The sequence below is a fragment of the Adlercreutzia sp. ZJ473 genome (assembly GCF_013185065.1).
Classification (GTDB): Bacteria; Actinomycetota; Coriobacteriia; order Coriobacteriales; family Eggerthellaceae; genus CAAEEV01.
Window position 1 is genome coordinate 14,195 of sequence record NZ_JAAVTO010000031.1, and the last position, 17,649, is coordinate 31,843.

A 17,649-nucleotide genomic window follows, 5' to 3' on the forward strand; every position below is an offset into this window, starting at 1 on the left:
ACCGCGCTTCTTAGTCGCAGGGGCTTGATCAGGGGCTTCCCTGCCCGGTTGGCCGCGCTAGATCTTGTTCATCTCAGCGGACACGCTGTTGTACCAGTGCTGCCAGTTGGGCGGGCAGTACTTTTTGGCGGCGGCCTCGGAGAGCGTGTAGCCGTAGCCGCGCGCCAAGCCGCGGACGTGGGAGTCGATGGCCTCCTCCCAGCTGCCCCAGCTTGCCGAGCCCCAGCCCCACGCGTTGTGCGGCTTGAAGCAGGCCGCGCCCTTCGAGCTCTCGACGAACGAGATGGCGGGCGAGAAGCGCGGGTCAACGCCGTAGTTCCACGCTGCCTCTGCGAACGTGGCGCCTTGGCCGGCGAGGGGGGAGCCGGCCAGGTACGCGTCGATGCGCCCGGCCCAGGAGCTCACGAACGCCGCCTTGTCGCTCGACCAGTCGGCGTTGTCGCTCGCGGGCGGCGCTATGGGCTCGGGCGCGGCGCTCGGGGCGCTCGCGCTGCCCGCTGAGCTGGCTGAACTGCTTGCGCTCGACGCGGCGTCGCTCGCGGCCTGATCCTTTGCAGCCTGCTCGGCCTCCGTCTTCGCCTGCGCCTCGGCAGCCGCGCGCGCCTCCTCCTCGGCGCGTGCCTGGGCTTCCCGCTGCGCGCGCTCGCGCGCCTCCTGCGCCTCGGCGAGCGCTTGGGCTGCACGAGATTCCTCTTCCTGCGCCTGCGTGAGCGCCGTGGCGAGCTCGTTCTTCTGCGTGTCGAGCTCGGAGGTCATCGCCAGGAGCTTCTCCACCTCGCCCATGTGTGTGCCGTACACGCGTCCGAGGAAGTCGACCGAGGTGAGGAAGGTCTGGAAGCTCTCGGCGGAGAGCATGAGGTCGATGAGTGAGGAGCCTTCGCGCTGGAACTTGTAGAGCTCGCCGAGCGCTGCGCCGCTACGCTCGCGCTGCGCGGGCAGCTGCTCCTCTATCGCGGAGATGCGGCTCTCGTTGTCTGTGATCTGCCGCTCGAGCTCGGCGACGTGCTCGGTGGCTTCGTTGTAGATGCGCGCCGACTCCTCGATGGCCTGCTGCGCCGCATCGGCCTCGGCCTCGATGTCGGTGGTTTCGGCATGCGCCTGCGTGAGAGCGCCTAAGTCCATGCCCGCGCCGAGCGGTGTGAGCGTGAGCGCGAGCGCGACGAGCACGGCGATGCAGGCCGTCGCGACCGGATGCGCGAGGGGTCGCGTTGGCGCGGCGGGCGGGATGGCTTGCGCGGTGGAGGTTGCAGGTGCGGTGCGTCCTGCAAGGGGGCGCGCGGCGGTATGGGGCGGCAGCGGGGTGCCATGCAGTCTCATGAGAGCGGGTTCCTTAATATGCTTCGGTTGCTCCTGACGTCTGTTTGCTGCACTAAGCATAGCAAAGGGCATGTCGGAAAGCCTTCAACCCCACAAAAGCCCCCCAACCGCCGCTGAGGGCGCCGCCGCCCGCCGCCTCTTCGGCCGTTCCGCCGTCTGCGTACTCGGCCTACCCCAGGCGCTTGCCCAGCTCGGCGGCTGCGGCGGCCTTGTCGAAGTTGCCGCCCGTCTTCTTCGTCAACGCGCCCATCACGCGGCCCATGTCCTTCTTCGTGGATGCGCCCGTCTCGGCGAGCGTCTCGTCGATGAGCGCGAGCAGCGCGTCGCCCGACACCTGCTGGGGCAGGTACTCCTCAAGGATAGCCACCTGGGCGGCCAGCGTGTCGGTGCGCTCCTGGTTGTTCCCGGCTTTGATGGAGCCGTCGAGCGTCTCCTTCGTCTGCTTGATCACGCGCTTGAGCATGGCGTCCACGTCAGCCTCCACGATGTCGCGGCGCTCGTTCACCTCGATGGCCTTGAGCTCGGTGTGCACCTGGCGCAGGATGTCGCGGCGGCGGTTGTCGCGCGCCTTCATGGCGGCCTTGATCTCGTCTTGCAGCTGCTGATACTCCATGTTCGTCCTCCTCGGCTCGGTGTGCGTTTTCGAGCGTTAGTATAGCGCTCGCCGGGAAGACGTGCGCGAGAGGGGGCGTGGGGCGCGCGGAGCGAAGGGCCGAGCGAGGTGTTTTTCTCAGAATTATTCTTGACTAGGGATAATTAGTCATGTATGATAGCTTCCGTAGAAAACAGAAGCTAAGAAAAACCTCCACTCCTCTCTTGTGAGAGAAAAGCCGCTAGCCCACCCAGCGGCTTTTCTCTCGTCATGAGCCCATGCTTCGGGTGGGCCCCTGACGCAGGCGCGTCGCGGGCGGAGAGTCCTCGCTTCCGCCGTCCTTGTCAATATATTCTTTTGTGAATAATACCTAAGATGCGATTTATCTGGGAAAAGAATTATTCAATAGCTATATTGTGAATAACTGTTGCAAAACTCGACGCACGCTTGTCGGAGGGCTATAGTGGGCAAGCTTGAAAAACCAGGAGAGAAGAAGAAAGAAGGCACGTAGTATGACCACCGCCACCAAGGCGCTTTCCCAGATGAAGAAGGCGAGCAAGCTCACCAACCGCGCGTTTCGCAAGAACGGCCCCAAGAGCTACAAGAAGGGCCAGGGCGCGCTGCTGAAGGTCCTGCACGTCTCGGGCGGCCAGGCTTCCTCGCGCGAGCTCGTCGAGCGCCTGAGCTTCGACCGCGGCGAGCTGAAGAACGTCGTGCGCAAGGCCGAGCGCAACGGATACGTCACCATCGAGGATGCCGAGGAGAAGCGCACCTACACGGTGAAGCTCACCGAGGAGGGCGAGAAGATCGCCGAGAGGCGCTGCGCCGCCAACTCCAAGACGGCCGAGGAGATCCTGTCCTGCCTCACCGACGAGGAGATCGACCAGCTCAACGCCATCACCGAGAAGATCATCGTGTCCTGCAAGGAGCACGGCGCGCACGGCAAGCGCAAGAGCGGCAGGAAGCACCGCCGCTCCCGCCGCGCCCGCCGCTAGCACGGGGGCGCGCTGACAGCTCGTCGCGCCAGCTTTCTGCGGCAAAGCCCTTGGATGTTCCTTTGGACTGAGAAAGTAGCTGCAACAGAAGCCTCGTCAGCAAGAAACCCGCCACAATATGTGGCGGGTTTCTTTCGTGTGCGCCGAGCATGCGCCCGTTTCTAACGGGTGAAAGTCCCTAGCACGCCTGATAGCGGGAAGTGCATAGCCAAATGCAAGGGTGTCCATCGTGAGGTGGAATCTGAAGGAAGCAAGAGGCAAACCTCTGGCCTGACGAACAGAAATCGCATTAGGCGTAGGTGGGCGGGTAAGGCTGCACAACAAGCTGAAGCCCAATAGCTATACGGAAGTTCACAGCGTAAATGCGGCAGGTAGATGGAGGGAAAGAAACGTGGCTTACCTCGGGAGACCTCATGGACGTGTATAGGTAATGAACTTTGCCAGCACGGAGTAAAGCTTGTCATGAGGAGTCAGCAAAGACCATAGTACTTGTATGTATGTCCACTGCAAGGAAGGGTCGAACCACTAATGGTGTCAGTAGAAAGGAGGTTACCTTTGGGTGCGATTAACGATAGCCAACCCACGTCGTGGGGCTTACAAGGGATGGTACTTGCGGAACAAGGAAGACAACTTGAAGCGTCTAGCACGCAAAGGATAACCCCTGCCGAAAGCGCCAACATGTACTGTCCAACAGATTTGCTGGAAAGGATTGCCGATAAGGACAACATGCGGCATGCCTACAGGAAAGTTAAAGCCAATAAGGGTGCAGCTGGCGTCGACAAGATGAGTGTCTCTGAAATGTATGATTACTTTAAAGACCACTCAGATGAACTTATCAAGCAAATCAAAGAGGGAGAGTATGCCCCAAGCCCTGTGCTTAGGGTAGAAATCCCAAAGAAAGAGAAAGGCAAGGTAAGAAAACTCGGAATACCTACCGTAGTTGACCGTGTGGTACAACAGGCTATCGTCGCTCAGCTAACACCGCTCTTTGAGCCTAAGTTCAGCGACTCAAGCTATGGGTTCAGACCAAAAAGAAGCGCACATGATGCGCTTTACGCTTGCAAGCGTCATATAGATGCAGGATATGTCTGGGTGGTCGATATGGACTTAGAGAAGCTCTTCGATACGGTGTGCCAATCAAAGCTAATACAGGTTATCTCTGAAACCGTCACCGACGGCCGCGTAGTATCGCTGATACATAAGTACCTCAACGCCGGTGTCATGGTAGGAGAGAAGCTGGAAGAGACAAAAGTCGGTATGCCACAAGGAGGACCACTCTCGCCGCTTCTGTCAAACATCCTGCTCAACGAGCTTGATCGAGAACTAGAGCGGCGAGGACATAAGTTTGTACGTTATGCCGATGACTGCATGATTTTCTGCAAGTCAAAGCGAGCGGCAGAGCGCACCTGTAAATCCATTACCCGGTTCATCGAAGGAAAACTGTTTCTTAAGGTGAACCACGAAAAGACAAGTATTGCGTACTTTAATCAGGTGAAATACCTAGGATATGCCTTTTACCGCCACAAGGGAAAGTGTCGCTTTCGTGTACACCCCAAAAGCATCGTGGCTATGAAAGAACGCATCCGAGAACTCACCGCGAGAAGCAATGCCATGTCTAATGAGTACAGACCGAAGGCGGTAACGTGATTTGTGCGCGGATGGGTCAACTACTTCAAGCTGGCGGGCATGAAGAAGCTACTTAAAGGTATTGACCAATGGATGCGCAGGCGCATTCGCATGGCCTACTGGAAGCAGTGGAAACGTGCTCGCACCCGATTCAAGATGCTACAGAAGTGCGGCATTGAAAAGGGCAAAGCATGGGAATTTGCCAATACCCGTAAGGCTTACTGGCGTACAGCGGGAAGCCCGATAATGAGTATGGCAATCAGAACCGAGCAGCTACGCCGTAAAGGCTATCTGTTCTTCTCGGACTATTACGAACAAGTACATGTATGTTAGTGGAACCGCCGTGTACCGAACGGTACGCACGGTGGTGTGAGAGGACGGGATGCCAACTAATGACATCCCTCCTACTCGATTTCCTTCCGATATGCAGCGGATCAAAACGGCTGCTCAGGGCTTCTGCCACAACCCCTTTCGCATAGAGGGCCTCGCGTCATCCCGGAGAGTTTGCTCCCTCGCATCATCCCGAATGAGGTCACTTTCCCCCATGTCATCCTATATAACATGGAGTCGAAGGATCTGGCTTCGGGCACGGCGCGCTTGCATGCGCAGCATGCCGTCTCCGTCTCCTTCCGAGGGGAGCTTCGAGGGACGCGCGAGGCGCTATCGGTACCACTGCGCCTGCGAGCGGTAGAGCTCGGCGAACAGGCCGTTTGCGGCGATCAGCTCCTCAGGTGAGCCGTCTTCGACGATGCGGCCGCCGTCGAAGACCAGCACGCGGTCCACCTGCGAGGCGATGCCGAGCCGATGCGAGACCAGAAGGGCCGTCCTGCCTTCGACGATGTCGGAGAAGTTTCGGTAGATCTCGGCCTCGGCCATCGGGTCGAGCGCGCTCGTCGGCTCATCGAGGAGCATGATGCGCGCCTGGCTCCTCCAAGCGGCCCGTGTGATGGCGACGCGCTGCCACTGGCCTCCCGAGAGGTTGTTGCCGCGCTCGCTGTAGGAGCCCACCACGTCGTCGAGCCCCTTCTCGCGAGACGCAATCGTGCCCGCCGCGCCGGTCTTCTTCGCAAGAGACATCATGGCGGCGTCGTCCCGCGCGCGCCCTGGAGCCGAGATCGCGATGTTCTCCCTGATGGTGTCCTCGTAGCGCGCGAAGTCCTGGAACACGGCCGACAGGTCCGCGCGCACGCGCACGGGGTCCTCGTACGGGTTGAGCCCTGATACCGTGACTTTCCCCGAGTCGGGGGCGTAGAAGCCGCAGAGCAGGTTCACGAACGTGGACTTGCCCGAGCCGTTCCTGCCCACGACGGCGACGCGCTCGCCTTCGCGCACGGTCACGCTCACGCTTCGAAGCGCCTCGTCAGGCGCTCCCGGGTAGGTGAAGCGCACGTTCTCGAACACGATGTCGGCAGGAGCGCTGGGCTCGGGAGAGCGGACGTCGGGAACGTTGGCGGCGATGCGGTCTGGCGTGGCGGCGGCGATGCGGTCTGGCGCCTCAGCAGCCGGCTCATGCTCGAAGTCTTCCAGGGAGAAGAAGTCCTGGATGTAGGGTGCGCTCGCCACGAACGCGGTGGCGCCGGTGAACAGCTGCGACACGAGCGACTGCATCTGGGCGGCCCCTGAGAGCGTCAGCGTGAACACGCCGAGCCCAAGCGCTGGCTCCGCGTAGATCTTCGCGGCGGCCAGCGCCAGCACGAGCACGTAGACCGAGCCCGAGAACAGGTCGGCGCAGGCGTTCGCCACGGCATGGCGGCGCTTCATCGAGCCGTCCTTCAGGATGACCTCGTCGACGCTCGGCTGCCACTTCCGCGCCTTGACGTAAGGGAAGATGCGGTTGAACCTGACCTCCTGCAGCGTCTGGAAGCGCGTCGCATCCTGGTAGTACATCTGGGCAAACGCGCTCGTGCGCGCAAGCGACCGCGAGAGGCGGTAGCGCTCGCGCTCCTGAGCGTAGGTCAGGATGACCGAGGGCAGCGCGGTGACCACTACGATGACGATCATCCACGCGTCGACGCCCGCGAGGACTACGGCGAGCGCGCAGAACGCGACGGCGTTCTGCATCCAGAGCGCGATCTGCTGCATGGAGCCCGCAGCTTGGAGCCCTGCTGCGGTGTCCACGAACGACGAGCGCTCGGCGAAGCCGCCCTCGTTGTCGATGTGGCGCATGCGCACTCGGCAGGTGATGGACAGCGTTCGCTTCCTGATGTAGCGCATCATGCGCTCGGAGTCGGCCTGCTCGAAGTAGCTGCGCAGGCACGTGTATCCGAGCTGCGCAACGTAGACGCCCATGAGCGCGGCCAGCATGGCGAACGCGCTTCCCGCGGGGGCGGTGCCCTCGAACACGCCCTGCACCGCGTCGGTGAAGACGCCCATGAGCCACGCCAGCACCGACGGCGCCAGCGCGAAGACGAACCCGATCACGCTCACCGCGCATGAGGCCGCCCCGCGGGCCTTGTAGCTCACGGCGAGCGAGCGCCCGACGAGCGCGAAGAACTCGCGAGGGGAGATGTGCGCGTCGTCGCGCGCGGGAGCCGCCGTGCTCGAGGGCGGCTTGAGCACGGCGCTCATCGCATCATCTCCTCGGACGCCTTGCGCGTGACGCTGCTCGCGCCGTCGTCGTCCAGGTAGAACTGGGCTTGGTCGCGGAAGAGCTGGGCGTAGAGGCCGCCTTTTCGCAGAAGCTCGTCATGAGTCCCCGTCTCTGCCACGCGCCCGCGGTCCATCACGACGATGCGGTCGGCCAGCCGTGCAAATCCGACTCGGTGGCTGATGAGTATCGCCGTCCGGCCCCTCGTGTGCGAGCGGATGCGGGCAAACTGGTCGAGCTCAGCAAGTGGGTCGAGCATGCTCGCAGGCTCGTCGAAGATGAGGACGTCCTTGTCGCCCATGTAGGCGCGCGAAGTTCCCAGGAGCTGCTTCTCGCCGCCTGAGAATTCGACGCCATTGGGGTCGATGCGCTTGCGCACCATCGCGTCGAGGCCCTGCGGCAGCCTGTCTATGATGTGCTCGGCCCCGCCGTGCCTGAGCGCGCGGCGGACGGCCTCGCGGTCATCCACCTGGTCGACGCATCCGTAGGCGATGTTCTCGGCGACGCTGTGGTGGTAGAGGTAGAAGTCCTGGAAGAACGCGCCGATGCGCTTCGAGAGCGCGCCGTCCGCAAGGCTCTCGTAGGGCACGCCGCAAAAGGAGAGCTCTCCGGAATCCGTTGGCAGCGTGCCCAGGAGGACCTTCGCGAGGGTGGACTTCCCCGAGCCGTTCTCGCCGACGAGCGCCACCACTTCGCCGGGCATGATGACGAGGCCAACCCCGTCGAGGTCGTTCTTCGCGCCCGTGTAGGAGAACGTGACGTCGCGCGCCTCGAACACGGGGATCGCGGCGGCCTTGGAGCTCGCGCCGCTTGCGACGTCCCTGACGCTTGCGTCGTCCGGCGCCGCGCCTTCGCCAGCGCGGCCTTCTCGGCCTGCCGTCCGGGCCGCTTCCGCGGGGACGCTGTCGAAGCCGTCCAGCAGGTCGTTTTGCTGCTCGATGGCGAACACGTTCTCGTCGAGGCTCATGAGGTCGCGCGTGATGGGGCCGACGGCGGTGAACAGGCTCGTGCAGAGCGAGAACGTGGTAAGCAGCGTCGCCGGCGTGGCGTCGCCGGCGGCAAGGGCGCCGAGCAGGGAGGCGATGGCGACTGCCAGAAACGCGTAGAACAGCAGGCTGGCGAGGAACGTGCGCTTCTCGGCCTCGGCGGATCGCCTCACGGCAAGCCTCATGCGGACGTCGTAGGCTCGCTCCCACCCGCTCACCACCTCGTCGGCGCAGCCGAACAGCCTGATCTCCTTCGCCACGTTCGGCTCCTGTGGCATGCTTTGAAGAAACTGCGCCTTGACCTCGGCTTTTCGGAACACCGGCCACGAGAAGCGCGTGCCGTGCGAGAAGCGCGCCGACAGCAGCACGGCCAGCAGCACGTATGCCGCCACGATGAAGAGGACCGCTGGCGAGAGCGTTGCCGCCGCAACGCAGAGCGACCCGATGGAGAACGCCTTGCCGACCATGGATATGAGGCAGGCGATCATCTGGTTCAGGGCCATGGAGCGGCGCATGATGTAGTTGAAGTCCTCGTTCACGTTGCGGCGCATCAGCGTGATGATGTCGTGCCGGTTCACCACGTCCATGAGATGCGCCTGCATGCCGTACGCGTAGGTGTTCTCCATGAGCGCGGAGAGGTATTCCGAGTTCATGCGCCCCGACACCGCGATGAGCGCCAGCAGGGCCCCGTATGCCACGATGTCGGGCAGCACGTCGGCGAACGTGCCCGTTCCGTACGCCAGGAACTCAGAGAGTTGCGCTATGGATGCGCGGTTGAAGATGAGGGCGACCGCAGGCAGCACCGAAAGCGCGGCAACGAGGACGGAGGCGAGCAAGAGCACGCGCTTGTCCATATGCCACGCCATGCGCAGGCCCCAGCATATGGTTGCGACTCGCTGCCGCAATGCATACCTCCCTTTTCCCGCAACAGGCTTGTCCGCACATGGGGTCCGGTGCGGCGTCAGCTGACGGAATCCTCGCTGCGAAGCAGGTCGAAGATCGATTCATCGCCCTTCGACCAGCCTTTTCTCATGGGTGCTGCTATGCGCTCGCCACCGCTTCGCGCTTAACGCCTGCTAGCAGCCGGGGCGGCTCACCCACGACATGCGCAGGGCCTCCCCGAAGAACTGCCCCTTCCCCGTCTTCACGGCGAAGCTCACCTTCTCCGGGTCCTCCACTACGCTGCCGGCCAGCGTGTCGGCGCCGTACTCGAAGAGAACGGGCGACATGACAACCGAGGGGCCGGTCATGACGGCGGTGGCGCGTTGCGCAAGCTGCAGCAGCCGGGGGCAGGTCTTGTTGATGATCGTGACGCCCGTTATGAAGGCGTAGTCGGCCAGGGGCATCACGTACTCGCAAGCTGGGTCGGGCGTGTCGAGGGGGCTCGTGCAGCTTCGCTCGAGCACGGTGAGCTGGGCGTACTCCTCGATGCGGTCCACGTGGGGGAAGTGGCCGACCACCACGACGCGCGCATCGCCATCGGGGTGCGCCTCCTCGATGCGCGGGCGCCACGCGCCGAAGGCGTCCAGCTTGCGGGTGGTGCCGTCGGGCAGCTCCACGGGGTCGTCGTAGAGGGCGCCCAGCCCGTCGATCATCTCCGGGCGCGAGTACCAGGCGTTCAGCGCGGCGACGCCGAGCGAGGCCTCCTCGAAGCACCACGACTTGGCAAGCCCAGCCACCCTGCGCAGGTCGGCTTTGCGCAGGTCATCCTTCAAGGCGTACGGCGCGCCGCCCTTGCAGGAGAAGCTGACGCCCATGCCGCAGTCGGCTTCCACGTACGTCCAGCGCGTTCCCAGGCAGTAGTCGCGCACGGCGATGCCCGCGGGCACGCCTTCGATGAGGCGGTCGTAGAGCTCCCACGTCGCGGCCTTCTCCGGGCGCTTCGCTCCGTCTGCTCGTTCGCTCATGGCTCTCCTCCTCGCGTTGAAGTTTGCCGCGCGCCGTGCGCGGCCGGGGGTGACTTCCTAATTATATCTGTATAGAAATAATATTTGTTGGAAAATAAACAAGGAGCGAGAGGAAAGCGCGGCGCCTACCACCCCAGCGCGCTTGCCGCGGCGTGCGGGGCGGGTGGCGCGCGGTGCGGCGCGCGGACGTGCGGGGTGTGCGCAGGGATCACGACATGCGAGGGGCTTCCCGCGCGCCGTTGGCGCCTACCACCCCAGCGCGCTTGCCGCGGCGCAGAAGGCGATGGGCACCACGAGGCTGGGCAGCATGTTCATGGTCTTGAGGTCCTTTATCCCGAGGATCGAGATGCCGGTGCTCGCGATGAGGAAGCCGCCCACCACGGAGAGCTCGCACATCATGTCGGGCGTCACGAAGTTGCCGAGAAGCAGCGTGAGCCCGTAGATGCTGCCCTGCCACGCGAACAGCACGCCGGCTGCCAGGATCATGCCGATGCCGTACGCCGACGCGAGCACCATGCTGGTCACCAGGTCAAGCGCGGCGTTGGCGAACAGGTAGGTGTGGTCGCCGTACAGCGCGCTCTGGATGGGGCCCAAGATGGACAGCGTGCCGATGCAGAACAGCAGGATGCCCGTGGAGAGGCCCCGCCCCAGCTCGCTCTTGCCCTTCGACAGGCGCTCGCTCAGGCGCTGGAAGCGCTCGTCGAGGTCGACGGCGGTGCCCGCCAGGCTTCCCAGCGCCAGGCTCACGATGAACAGGACGGGGTAGCTGCTGTTCGGCATGTTCTGCACCACGGCGTTGATGCCGATGCCGAGCGCGGCAAGCCCCATGGCTGTGAACAGGGCGTTCTGGAGCTTCTCGTCGAGCCCCTTCTTCACCACGCTGCCGATGATGCTGCCGACGGCGATGCACCCTGCGTTGACGATGGTTCCGATCATGGCGATTCCTTTCGGGCGACGCGCCTTGGCGCGCGGTTCGCGGCGTTTTGTTGCGTGCGAGACGTATTAAAAACTCTACAATAGTTATAGAGTCAAGCGGAAAATGAGAAAACGCCGGAGCGGCGCGAAGGGGAGCGCCGCGAAGGGGTGCGAAGCGACGGGGGAGGAAGGCGCTGCGAAGGGGCGGCATGGCGCCGAGGCGACGTGATAAGGTGGCGAAACTGCGGCGAAGCGACATGGTGGCGCGGCGGTGGCAGGGCCGAAGGTGCAGGACGTCGCAAGGAGTGCGGCGAAGCGAGAAAGGGAGGCGCATGGAGGGCGACCTGTTCAAGATAGGCGAGATCGCGCGGCTGTTCCACCTGAGCGTGAGCACGCTGCGGCACTACGACAAGCTGGGGCTCGTGTCGCCGGAGGCCGTCGACCCTGCGACGGGGTACCGCTACTACAGCACGCGCCAGTTCGAGCGCCTCAACACCATCCGCTACCTGCGCGAGCTCGACATCCCCCTCGAGCGCATCCAGGGGTTCATCGAGAACCGCGGGATCGAGGGCGTGCGCGAGATGCTGCTGCAGCAGAGGGCCGACGTCGCGCAGCGCCAGGAGCGCTTAGGCGCGATCCAGCGCAAGATCGACAACCGCCTCGCGCAGATCGACGAGGCCGTGGGCGCGCAGATGGACGCGATCGTGCTTGAGCGGGTGCCGGCGCGCCGCATCGCGCTGCTCAAGAAGAGCTTCGCGGTGGAGAGCGCGCTTGACCTGGAGATTCACATCCGCGAGCTCGAGCGCAACGAGGAGAGCACCGCGATCTTCCTGGGGAAGGTGGGCATCGGGCTCTCGCAGGAGTCGCTTGAGCGCGGGCGCTTCCACCCCTACGAGCTCATCTTCATCGTGCTTGACGAGGAGGACGACTACCGCGGCGGCACGGTGCTGCTGCCTGAGGAGACGTGCCTGGTCACGCGCTTCCGCGGCTCGCACGAGGCGGCGCCGCAGCGCTACGAGCGCCTCCTGGGGTTCGCGCGCGAGCGCGGCTTGGGCGTGGCGGGCTTCTCGAGGGAGGTCACCATGATCGACTTCGGCCTGACCAACGACGTCTCCGAGTTCGTCACCGAGATACAGATCCCCGTGACGCCCCTGAGCTCGAGTTCCCCGGACGTCCCGTGACGCCCCTGAGCGCGAGCCCCCGGGCGTCCCGTGACGCCCCTGAGCGCGAGTCTCCCGGCGTCCCGTGACGCCTCTGAGCGCGGACTCTCCGGCGTCCCGAGACGCCTTTGAGCGCGAGTCCCCCAGGTGTTCTGTGACACTCCCGAACGCGAGCCCCCCGGCGTCCCGTGACGCGGGTTCTCCGTATGATAATATTTTTTCAAGATTATTCTTGACTAGAAATAATAAAGCGATTATGATGAATCACGTAAACGAAAGGAATAAGACAAGGACACCTTCATTCTCCCCGTTTCTCTCATGTGGAAAAAGCCGCTTCCCCCAGCGGCTTTTTCTGCGTTCGGACGCATGCAGCCAGGAGAATCGTTGCGCGGAAACCCGTCGCGCATGAAAGTCCCCCGCCGGAGGGGGTTTCGCATGGAAGGCCGTCACCCGGGGTTTGTCGTCTAAGTACTCGCTTCCGTTTCAGATTCGTGCGTTTGTCGCGGCGTGCGCTGGTTTCGGATGAGCGCGTTCGCAGGTCGGCCGTATGCGGCACGAACGCTCCAGGCAGGCGTTCCGAAAGGCAGGGCCCTCCGAAAACGAATGTTTCACGTGAAACATCCGGTTGTCTCCCGTGCCCTTTCGTGTTTGCGTCAGAAACATGTATCTCTTGCGCTCCCAGTGACTTCCCAGCGGTTTCGCCTCTTTGCTTCGGTAGGCTTCAGCAGGAAGTTTCAATGGTAGGTTTTGGCGGAATGCTGTCGGTGAATCATCAAGTCGGACGCGGCTCTGTCCTATAACCCGGGTTGCTCGCTCGAAAACATATCAGTGAAGCTGGGTTGGATCCTTGAGGCGAAAAGAGACGCCTGGGACATCTCCGACAGCGTGATCGAAAGACTGAGCGAAGAGATATCGGGCAAGGGGCCGTTCTGCTTCGCGCGGAGCTACGATGCGGCAGACGGCTCGTGGTGCGCAGAATGGCGGCTGTACCTTCCGGCATCTGAAAGAGTATGCATCGAGAGGGACGTTTTCCTTCATACGAGCTGTTATCATGATCGTACAGAAGGGACTGACCCCAGAAGAGCTCCAGAATCAGTCCCTACAGCTTATCTCTTCATTAAATTGCGTCCAAGTTTTGGAAGTCAGTTTGTTTTCTGCCACAGCCTCTTCTTGGAAAAAGTGCTTCAAACTAGGCGCTTGTTGCCATGTCACGCCCGATGCGCTGACCTTGCTCTGAAGGTTCCATGCCATCAGGATCCCCAAGCTCACGACGCTTGGCAGCTTCAATCTCGCGCTGGGCAATCTCCTCTTTGGTGAAGCCCTTCCAATTTGGCTCAATGCCCTTGGCCTTGTCCTGCGCAGCCGAGATCAGTCCGGGCACTATGTAGGCAATCCAGCATGCTATAGCACCCCAAAGATTGACGCCAAGGAAGTTTGCGTACTTGCCTTCTCCGATATTCAGGAATGCGAGAGAAGACGGATCGACAACATCCCAAATGCCCAAGATCATTCCAATCCAGAATGAGAGCATAAACCCGAGCGTGGTCGGCTTCACGACGCCGTGCAGCAAGAAGATAGGGCCAAGACCCATGATCATCGTACCGGAGATGGTGGTTGCCGTGATGATGCTCGCCCCCATTATCATTGGCAGATTGCCTACGATACCGAAGATGACCATGATGCCGATACCGATCATACGGACGTTTTCAGGCTTCACGCCAACAATGCCAGGCAAGTCGCGTGAACACAGCTTGCCGAGTGAGGTGAACGTTGAATCCAGCGTAGAGCCTGCAGTAGATATCATGATGACCGCCACAATGAAGAAGGCCACTATGCCAAGCGAGCGCGCCACAACGACCGGAGCGTCCGATCCGCTGCGAGCAGTTCCATCAAGGAACAAATCAACGCCGACGAGCGAGAAGAGCAGGATGGCCAAAAAGCCCAGAAGGCCCGCAATGATAAACGCCTTCAGCATCTTTTTCTCTTCGCAGAGGAAGCCGCGGTCGGTGAGCACGGCATCATGGAAGCCGTAAGACAAGCATTGCAGACCAGCACCTATGATAAAGTCGACGCCACCTTCAAGCGTCCATGCACCGCTTGTCGCATATGCGCCTACCCCATGCTGCGGCACGATAATGAAAAGCACGCCGATCAAAAGCACGCCAAATAGCACCGCCTGCACAACGTCGGTAACAAGCGAACCGCGCATGCCGCCTTTGCAGCAATACGCAATCGTGATGAATGTCATCAATAGCGCGGCGATGATGAAAGGCGCGCTTCCCGACTCGCCATAATATGCACCGATGACGGATGTGTTCGACCAAACCTCATTGAACAGACGCACGAGAATGGCGGCCGAAAAGCAGAATGCCGCAGCTACGCCGTAATGCTCAGTCAAAAAGCTCACCATGCCTGTCGCTCCGAACTTGCGACGCAGGCGATAGAGCGCCCAGCCGGTCAGAGGGATGCACAGCCAGTAGACGGCATATCCGATGCCTCCGACGATGCCAAAGTCGGCACCCATATTCGCGGCGTTAGTAACTGATTTTGCGAAGATCCACGCGATGAATACCGAAGCCATGATCATCCAGGGATTAGCGTCTTTGCCCTGGCGGTTTTCTCCGCGGAAGAAGCCTCCCACCGTAACCGTCTTCGGCGAGATGAGAAACATCGCTACGCCGTAGACGGCCAGAAAGCCCCAGAACAATATACCGGTCCAATCAGTCATCCATTCTCCTTTCAGATCGACAGAGGATATACACAGCAAGTCCGATGCTCTTGACAAGCGCAGAACGCCTTCACGAGAAAGCTCGCAGGGGATTTGCCGAAACCTACTTCATCTTAATGAAACATGTCTACTATTAGATACTATCTACTCGCAGAGTAGATCAAACTTCATCTCTTGTCAATGAAAGGATGCGGGGCCGAACGCGATAGGATTGTTTATTCCTGAACGAGCGTTCCTCCGCAACTGGATCCGAACCCAGCCGTACAGGCATAGCAGTGATTTCCAAACACGATGGGTCGCTTGAGCGGACGATCCGGGTCGTTCGCGTAATCGAAGATGGTGAGCGACTTGCCCTCGCCTCCAAGCAAAGCGCGATCGATATCCGCTCGAGCCAACGTACCCTCAGGAAGGATAGCAGCAGAGGCGCCCAGCCCGATAGCATGGTTGAAGTCGCAGTCGTACACACGACCGTCCCAACCAACGGTCATCTGATGGCGGCACATGATGTTGGGGCACGCTTCCGAATTGAATGCGTCCATAAGAGTGTTCATATAAGCTTCAAATGTGCCATCGTCAAGCAGCTTCGCGCCATAACGCCCAATAGGATTGTTGGCCACGGCGAATAGATTATCGAATTGGATCCCGAGATTCCCCAAGCGCTTCCGATACATCTCCTCAACATCTTTCTGGAGCGGCGGGAGTATGGGCTCTTGAGGATTGAACACAACATCAAGCACATGCATGCCATCACAACCGTAACCCCTCTCGTTGAGCATACGCAGCATTTCTATCGTGACGTCATAGGTGTTATTCCCACGTTGCGCGTCAGACTCCGCCTTGAACACATTAGGAAGGGATGCCACCACCTCAACATTCAGCTCTTCAATAAGGTCAAGCAGTCGTTCGTACCCAGGCTCCTTCAAAATGACCAGATTGGATCTCAACATGACATTCGGAACAGTATCAGCCGCTTCTCTTAGAAACCATTCGATCTCAGGATGCGTCTCAGGCGCACCGCCAGTAATGTCGATGGTCCTGAAGCCCCGCTCCCGAGCCACATTCAAAACGGCCTCCAAGACATCGCGGCTCATCGCCTCAGTTCGCGCGGGACTCGACTCCACATGACAGTGCGCACATGCCAAATTGCATTTCGCAGTTATATTCACCTGCATGGTGGAAAGCGCATGCTCGGTCACTCGATCGGCATTATCTTCGATCATATCGTCAAAGTAGAGCAGGCTTTCCAATGCAGCATGGACATCGCCCTTAGTGGTGTGAGCGATCGCCCTTTTGTGCCCAGGCTCGGTTTTTTGCGCATCAGCAAGCTCGGCACGCGCCGCCTCCCCCAGTCTGAAGCCACCAAGCAAAGAGTCACGAATGCGATCTTCCGGACCATCGATTATGCGGCTCCTGTATGAGATGGCAGCTGCTGACGCAGGAGCCCATAACTCGTCAAACCATCTCAGGAAAGCATCGTGATCGTACCTCACGGGAATCGCCTGAATGAAGAGCCCGTCCAGCTCGCATTCGAAAAGCGAGTCCTTATGCGGCTTTTCCGCAATCCTGATGCAAAGGCCAAAGTGTTCGCCGGCAAAGTTCGGAAGGCCAGCAGCTCCGTTGTTGACGACAACGCCACGCGCAAGACGTATAGCCGCTGGCGCGCACGTATGCGTAGTGGTGAATACATCCAGATTATTCTTAGCCATGAAGGTGTCGACCTCATCTTGACGCAGAATATCCTGAAGCGATTCGCGCGAGTTATCCCAACCGCCAAGCAGCTTTTCGTCACCATGTGTAATGGCAACTCTTCTTCCGGCAACGCTGGCAAGCAACGTGGAAGGACGACCTTCAAGCATTTGCTTCAGCTCGGGATCTGAGTCGAGCGCAAAAGAGAGCATCTTATGAATGCGGTTCGAGCGCGCCACGGATTCGTCAGAAGTGCATTCTGGATAAGCGCATCCACACCCAACACCGATGTCTTCTTGACGGCGCAACTCGGCTTCAACGTTTCCGACAAGAGGACGATACTGCGCTATCCTGCGTTCGATGTCTGCGAAGTTCGCTGCAATCTTGTCAAACCAATGAATGTCGCCATTGAGAACAACCTCAACACTGGCTGTGGATTCCGACTCAACAAGCGCATCTACAGCAGAAGCAGCAAAGGGATTTCCGTACAATCCGCCTATGACATAAAGCACGTCGCATTCGATCTCTGGTCTTCCTCTGAACGCGTCAGCAGCTATACGGTAGTCGACAGGACATGCCCTCCCGGCATCTTTGAAGAGACGGCGTTTCTGACCGATCGACGCACAAGATGACATGACAACCCCATTTCGCTATTGGGCGCCGTCTGGATATCCGGAGAATCGGCACCTCGGCTTATGACGACAATTGTGTTTAAAAGCGATTCGACTTGTATTAAGCAAGACAAAATCTAATATAAGACTAAGCCGATCATTCGGCAATATCAAGGAGAGGACTCGCTTAAAAGCAAAGGGGCCGCAACTTCTGTTACGGCCCCTGTGTGGGTAAGTGGTGCGGGTGAAAGGACTTGAACCTTCATGGGGTTGCCCCCATACGGACCTGAACCGTACGCGTCTGCCAATTCCGCCACACCCGCACATGATGTCGACTTGCGTTGACAGCAACAGCTATGATAACCGAACGAGATAACCGACGCAAGGGTCATTTTCGCGATTTCTCGCAACGGACGGCGTAACTTTGATGGGGGTCATGCTCTCCCGATCTCCTACCAGCCCGTTCCGGCCATTCCGGAGTCGACGGCGGCAGCATAGCGCACCTCGGCCGACATGCCCGCCACGCTCGCGGCCGGCGG

The 17,649-nt window shown here is 60.6% G+C and carries 12 protein-coding genes and 1 tRNA gene; 4 read left to right on the forward strand and 9 right to left on the reverse strand.

Going from position 1 to position 17,649, the window contains the following annotated elements; translation table 11 throughout:
* Positions 1-57: 57 nt before the first annotated feature.
* Both HRL41_RS07245 and HRL41_RS07250 read right to left on the reverse strand, forming a co-directional pair.
* Entirely contained in the window at positions 58-1,317 is a 1,260-nt protein-coding gene (locus HRL41_RS07245; protein WP_253904768.1) for a hypothetical protein, read from the reverse strand.
* A 169-nt stretch (positions 1,318-1,486) separates the two neighbouring features.
* Entirely contained in the window at positions 1,487-1,930 is a 444-nt protein-coding gene (locus HRL41_RS07250) for a GatB/YqeY domain-containing protein (RefSeq protein WP_172136191.1), read from the reverse strand.
* A gap of 491 nt (positions 1,931-2,421) precedes the next feature.
* Here HRL41_RS07250 and HRL41_RS07255 point away from each other — a divergent pair, with 491 nt between their 5' ends.
* The 3 genes from HRL41_RS07255 to HRL41_RS11965 all read left to right on the forward strand — a co-directional run bounded on the left by HRL41_RS07255 (position 2,422) and on the right by HRL41_RS11965 (position 4,863).
* Positions 2,422-2,904, forward strand: a complete 483-nt coding sequence (locus HRL41_RS07255) for a MarR family winged helix-turn-helix transcriptional regulator (RefSeq protein ID WP_172136192.1) — start codon at positions 2,422-2,424, stop codon at positions 2,902-2,904.
* A 555-nt stretch (positions 2,905-3,459) separates the two neighbouring features.
* The gene (ltrA, locus tag HRL41_RS07260) at positions 3,460-4,551 is read left to right on the forward strand and encodes a group II intron reverse transcriptase/maturase (RefSeq protein WP_216662572.1); all 1,092 of its coding nucleotides are present in this window, start codon (positions 3,460-3,462) and stop codon (positions 4,549-4,551) included.
* Positions 4,552-4,554: 3 nt separating this feature from the next.
* Entirely contained in the window at positions 4,555-4,863 is a 309-nt protein-coding gene (locus tag HRL41_RS11965; protein ID WP_371808817.1) for a group II intron maturase-specific domain-containing protein, read from the forward strand.
* 327 nt (positions 4,864-5,190) lie between these two features.
* Here HRL41_RS11965 and HRL41_RS07265 read toward each other — a convergent pair whose 3' ends face one another.
* The 4 genes from HRL41_RS07265 to HRL41_RS07280 form a co-directional block, all read right to left on the reverse strand.
* The gene (locus tag HRL41_RS07265; protein WP_172136193.1) at positions 5,191-7,098 is read right to left on the reverse strand and encodes an ABC transporter ATP-binding protein; all 1,908 of its coding nucleotides are present in this window, start codon (positions 7,096-7,098) and stop codon (positions 5,191-5,193) included.
* Complete coding sequence (locus HRL41_RS07270; protein ID WP_172136194.1) at positions 7,095-8,957, reverse strand: ABC transporter ATP-binding protein; 1,863 nt, start codon at positions 8,955-8,957, stop codon at positions 7,095-7,097. Before HRL41_RS07270 ends, HRL41_RS07265 begins: the two co-directional genes overlap by 4 nt.
* A 222-nt stretch (positions 8,958-9,179) precedes the next feature.
* Positions 9,180-10,010, reverse strand: a complete 831-nt coding sequence (locus HRL41_RS07275; protein WP_172136195.1) for a DUF364 domain-containing protein — start codon at positions 10,008-10,010, stop codon at positions 9,180-9,182.
* A gap of 246 nt (positions 10,011-10,256) precedes the next feature.
* Positions 10,257-10,946, reverse strand: coding sequence for a DUF554 domain-containing protein (locus tag HRL41_RS07280; RefSeq protein WP_172136196.1), 690 nt, complete (start codon positions 10,944-10,946; stop codon positions 10,257-10,259).
* A 311-nt stretch (positions 10,947-11,257) separates the two neighbouring features.
* Between HRL41_RS07280 and HRL41_RS07285 the strand changes: the two genes are divergently transcribed.
* Positions 11,258-12,106 carry a MerR family transcriptional regulator gene (locus HRL41_RS07285; protein ID WP_172136197.1) on the forward strand — a complete coding sequence of 283 codons (849 nt, stop codon included), beginning with the start codon at positions 11,258-11,260 and terminating at the stop codon, positions 12,104-12,106.
* A 1,168-nt stretch (positions 12,107-13,274) separates the two neighbouring features.
* Here the strand turns inward: HRL41_RS07285 and HRL41_RS07290 are convergent.
* From HRL41_RS07290 to HRL41_RS07300, 3 genes are all read right to left on the reverse strand, one after another.
* Positions 13,275-14,813 carry a hypothetical protein gene (locus HRL41_RS07290; protein WP_216662575.1) on the reverse strand — a complete coding sequence of 513 codons (1,539 nt, stop codon included), beginning with the start codon at positions 14,811-14,813 and terminating at the stop codon, positions 13,275-13,277.
* Between the two features lie 215 nt (positions 14,814-15,028).
* Positions 15,029-17,134 carry an arsenosugar biosynthesis radical SAM (seleno)protein ArsS gene (gene arsS / locus HRL41_RS07295; RefSeq protein WP_172136198.1) on the reverse strand — a complete coding sequence of 702 codons (2,106 nt, stop codon included), beginning with the start codon at positions 17,132-17,134 and terminating at the stop codon, positions 15,029-15,031.
* A gap of 212 nt (positions 17,135-17,346) precedes the next feature.
* Positions 17,347-17,433, reverse strand: a tRNA-Leu gene (locus HRL41_RS07300).
* Positions 17,434-17,649 lie beyond the last annotated feature (216 nt).

Excerpts from the sequence above, each read along its gene's own strand:
- HRL41_RS07245 (WP_253904768.1), bottom strand. The coding sequence starts at position 1,317 with ATGAGACTGCATGGCACCCCGCTGCCGCCCCATACCGCCGCGCGCCCC.
- HRL41_RS07250 (WP_172136191.1), bottom strand. The coding sequence starts at position 1,930 with ATGGAGTATCAGCAGCTGCAAGACGAGATCAAGGCCGCCATGAAGGCG.
- HRL41_RS07255 (WP_172136192.1), top strand. The coding sequence starts at position 2,422 with ATGACCACCGCCACCAAGGCGCTTTCCCAGATGAAGAAGGCGAGCAAG.
- HRL41_RS07265 (WP_172136193.1), bottom strand. The coding sequence starts at position 7,098 with ATGAGCGCCGTGCTCAAGCCGCCCTCGAGCACGGCGGCTCCCGCGCGC.
- HRL41_RS07270 (WP_172136194.1), bottom strand. The coding sequence starts at position 8,957 with ATGGACAAGCGCGTGCTCTTGCTCGCCTCCGTCCTCGTTGCCGCGCTT.
- HRL41_RS07275 (WP_172136195.1), bottom strand. The coding sequence starts at position 10,010 with ATGAGCGAACGAGCAGACGGAGCGAAGCGCCCGGAGAAGGCCGCGACG.
- HRL41_RS07280 (WP_172136196.1), bottom strand. The coding sequence starts at position 10,946 with ATGATCGGAACCATCGTCAACGCAGGGTGCATCGCCGTCGGCAGCATC.
- HRL41_RS07285 (WP_172136197.1), top strand. The coding sequence starts at position 11,258 with ATGGAGGGCGACCTGTTCAAGATAGGCGAGATCGCGCGGCTGTTCCAC.
- HRL41_RS07290 (WP_216662575.1), bottom strand. The coding sequence starts at position 14,813 with ATGACTGATTGGACCGGTATATTGTTCTGGGGCTTTCTGGCCGTCTAC.
- arsS (WP_172136198.1), bottom strand. The coding sequence starts at position 17,134 with ATGTCATCTTGTGCGTCGATCGGTCAGAAACGCCGTCTCTTCAAAGAT.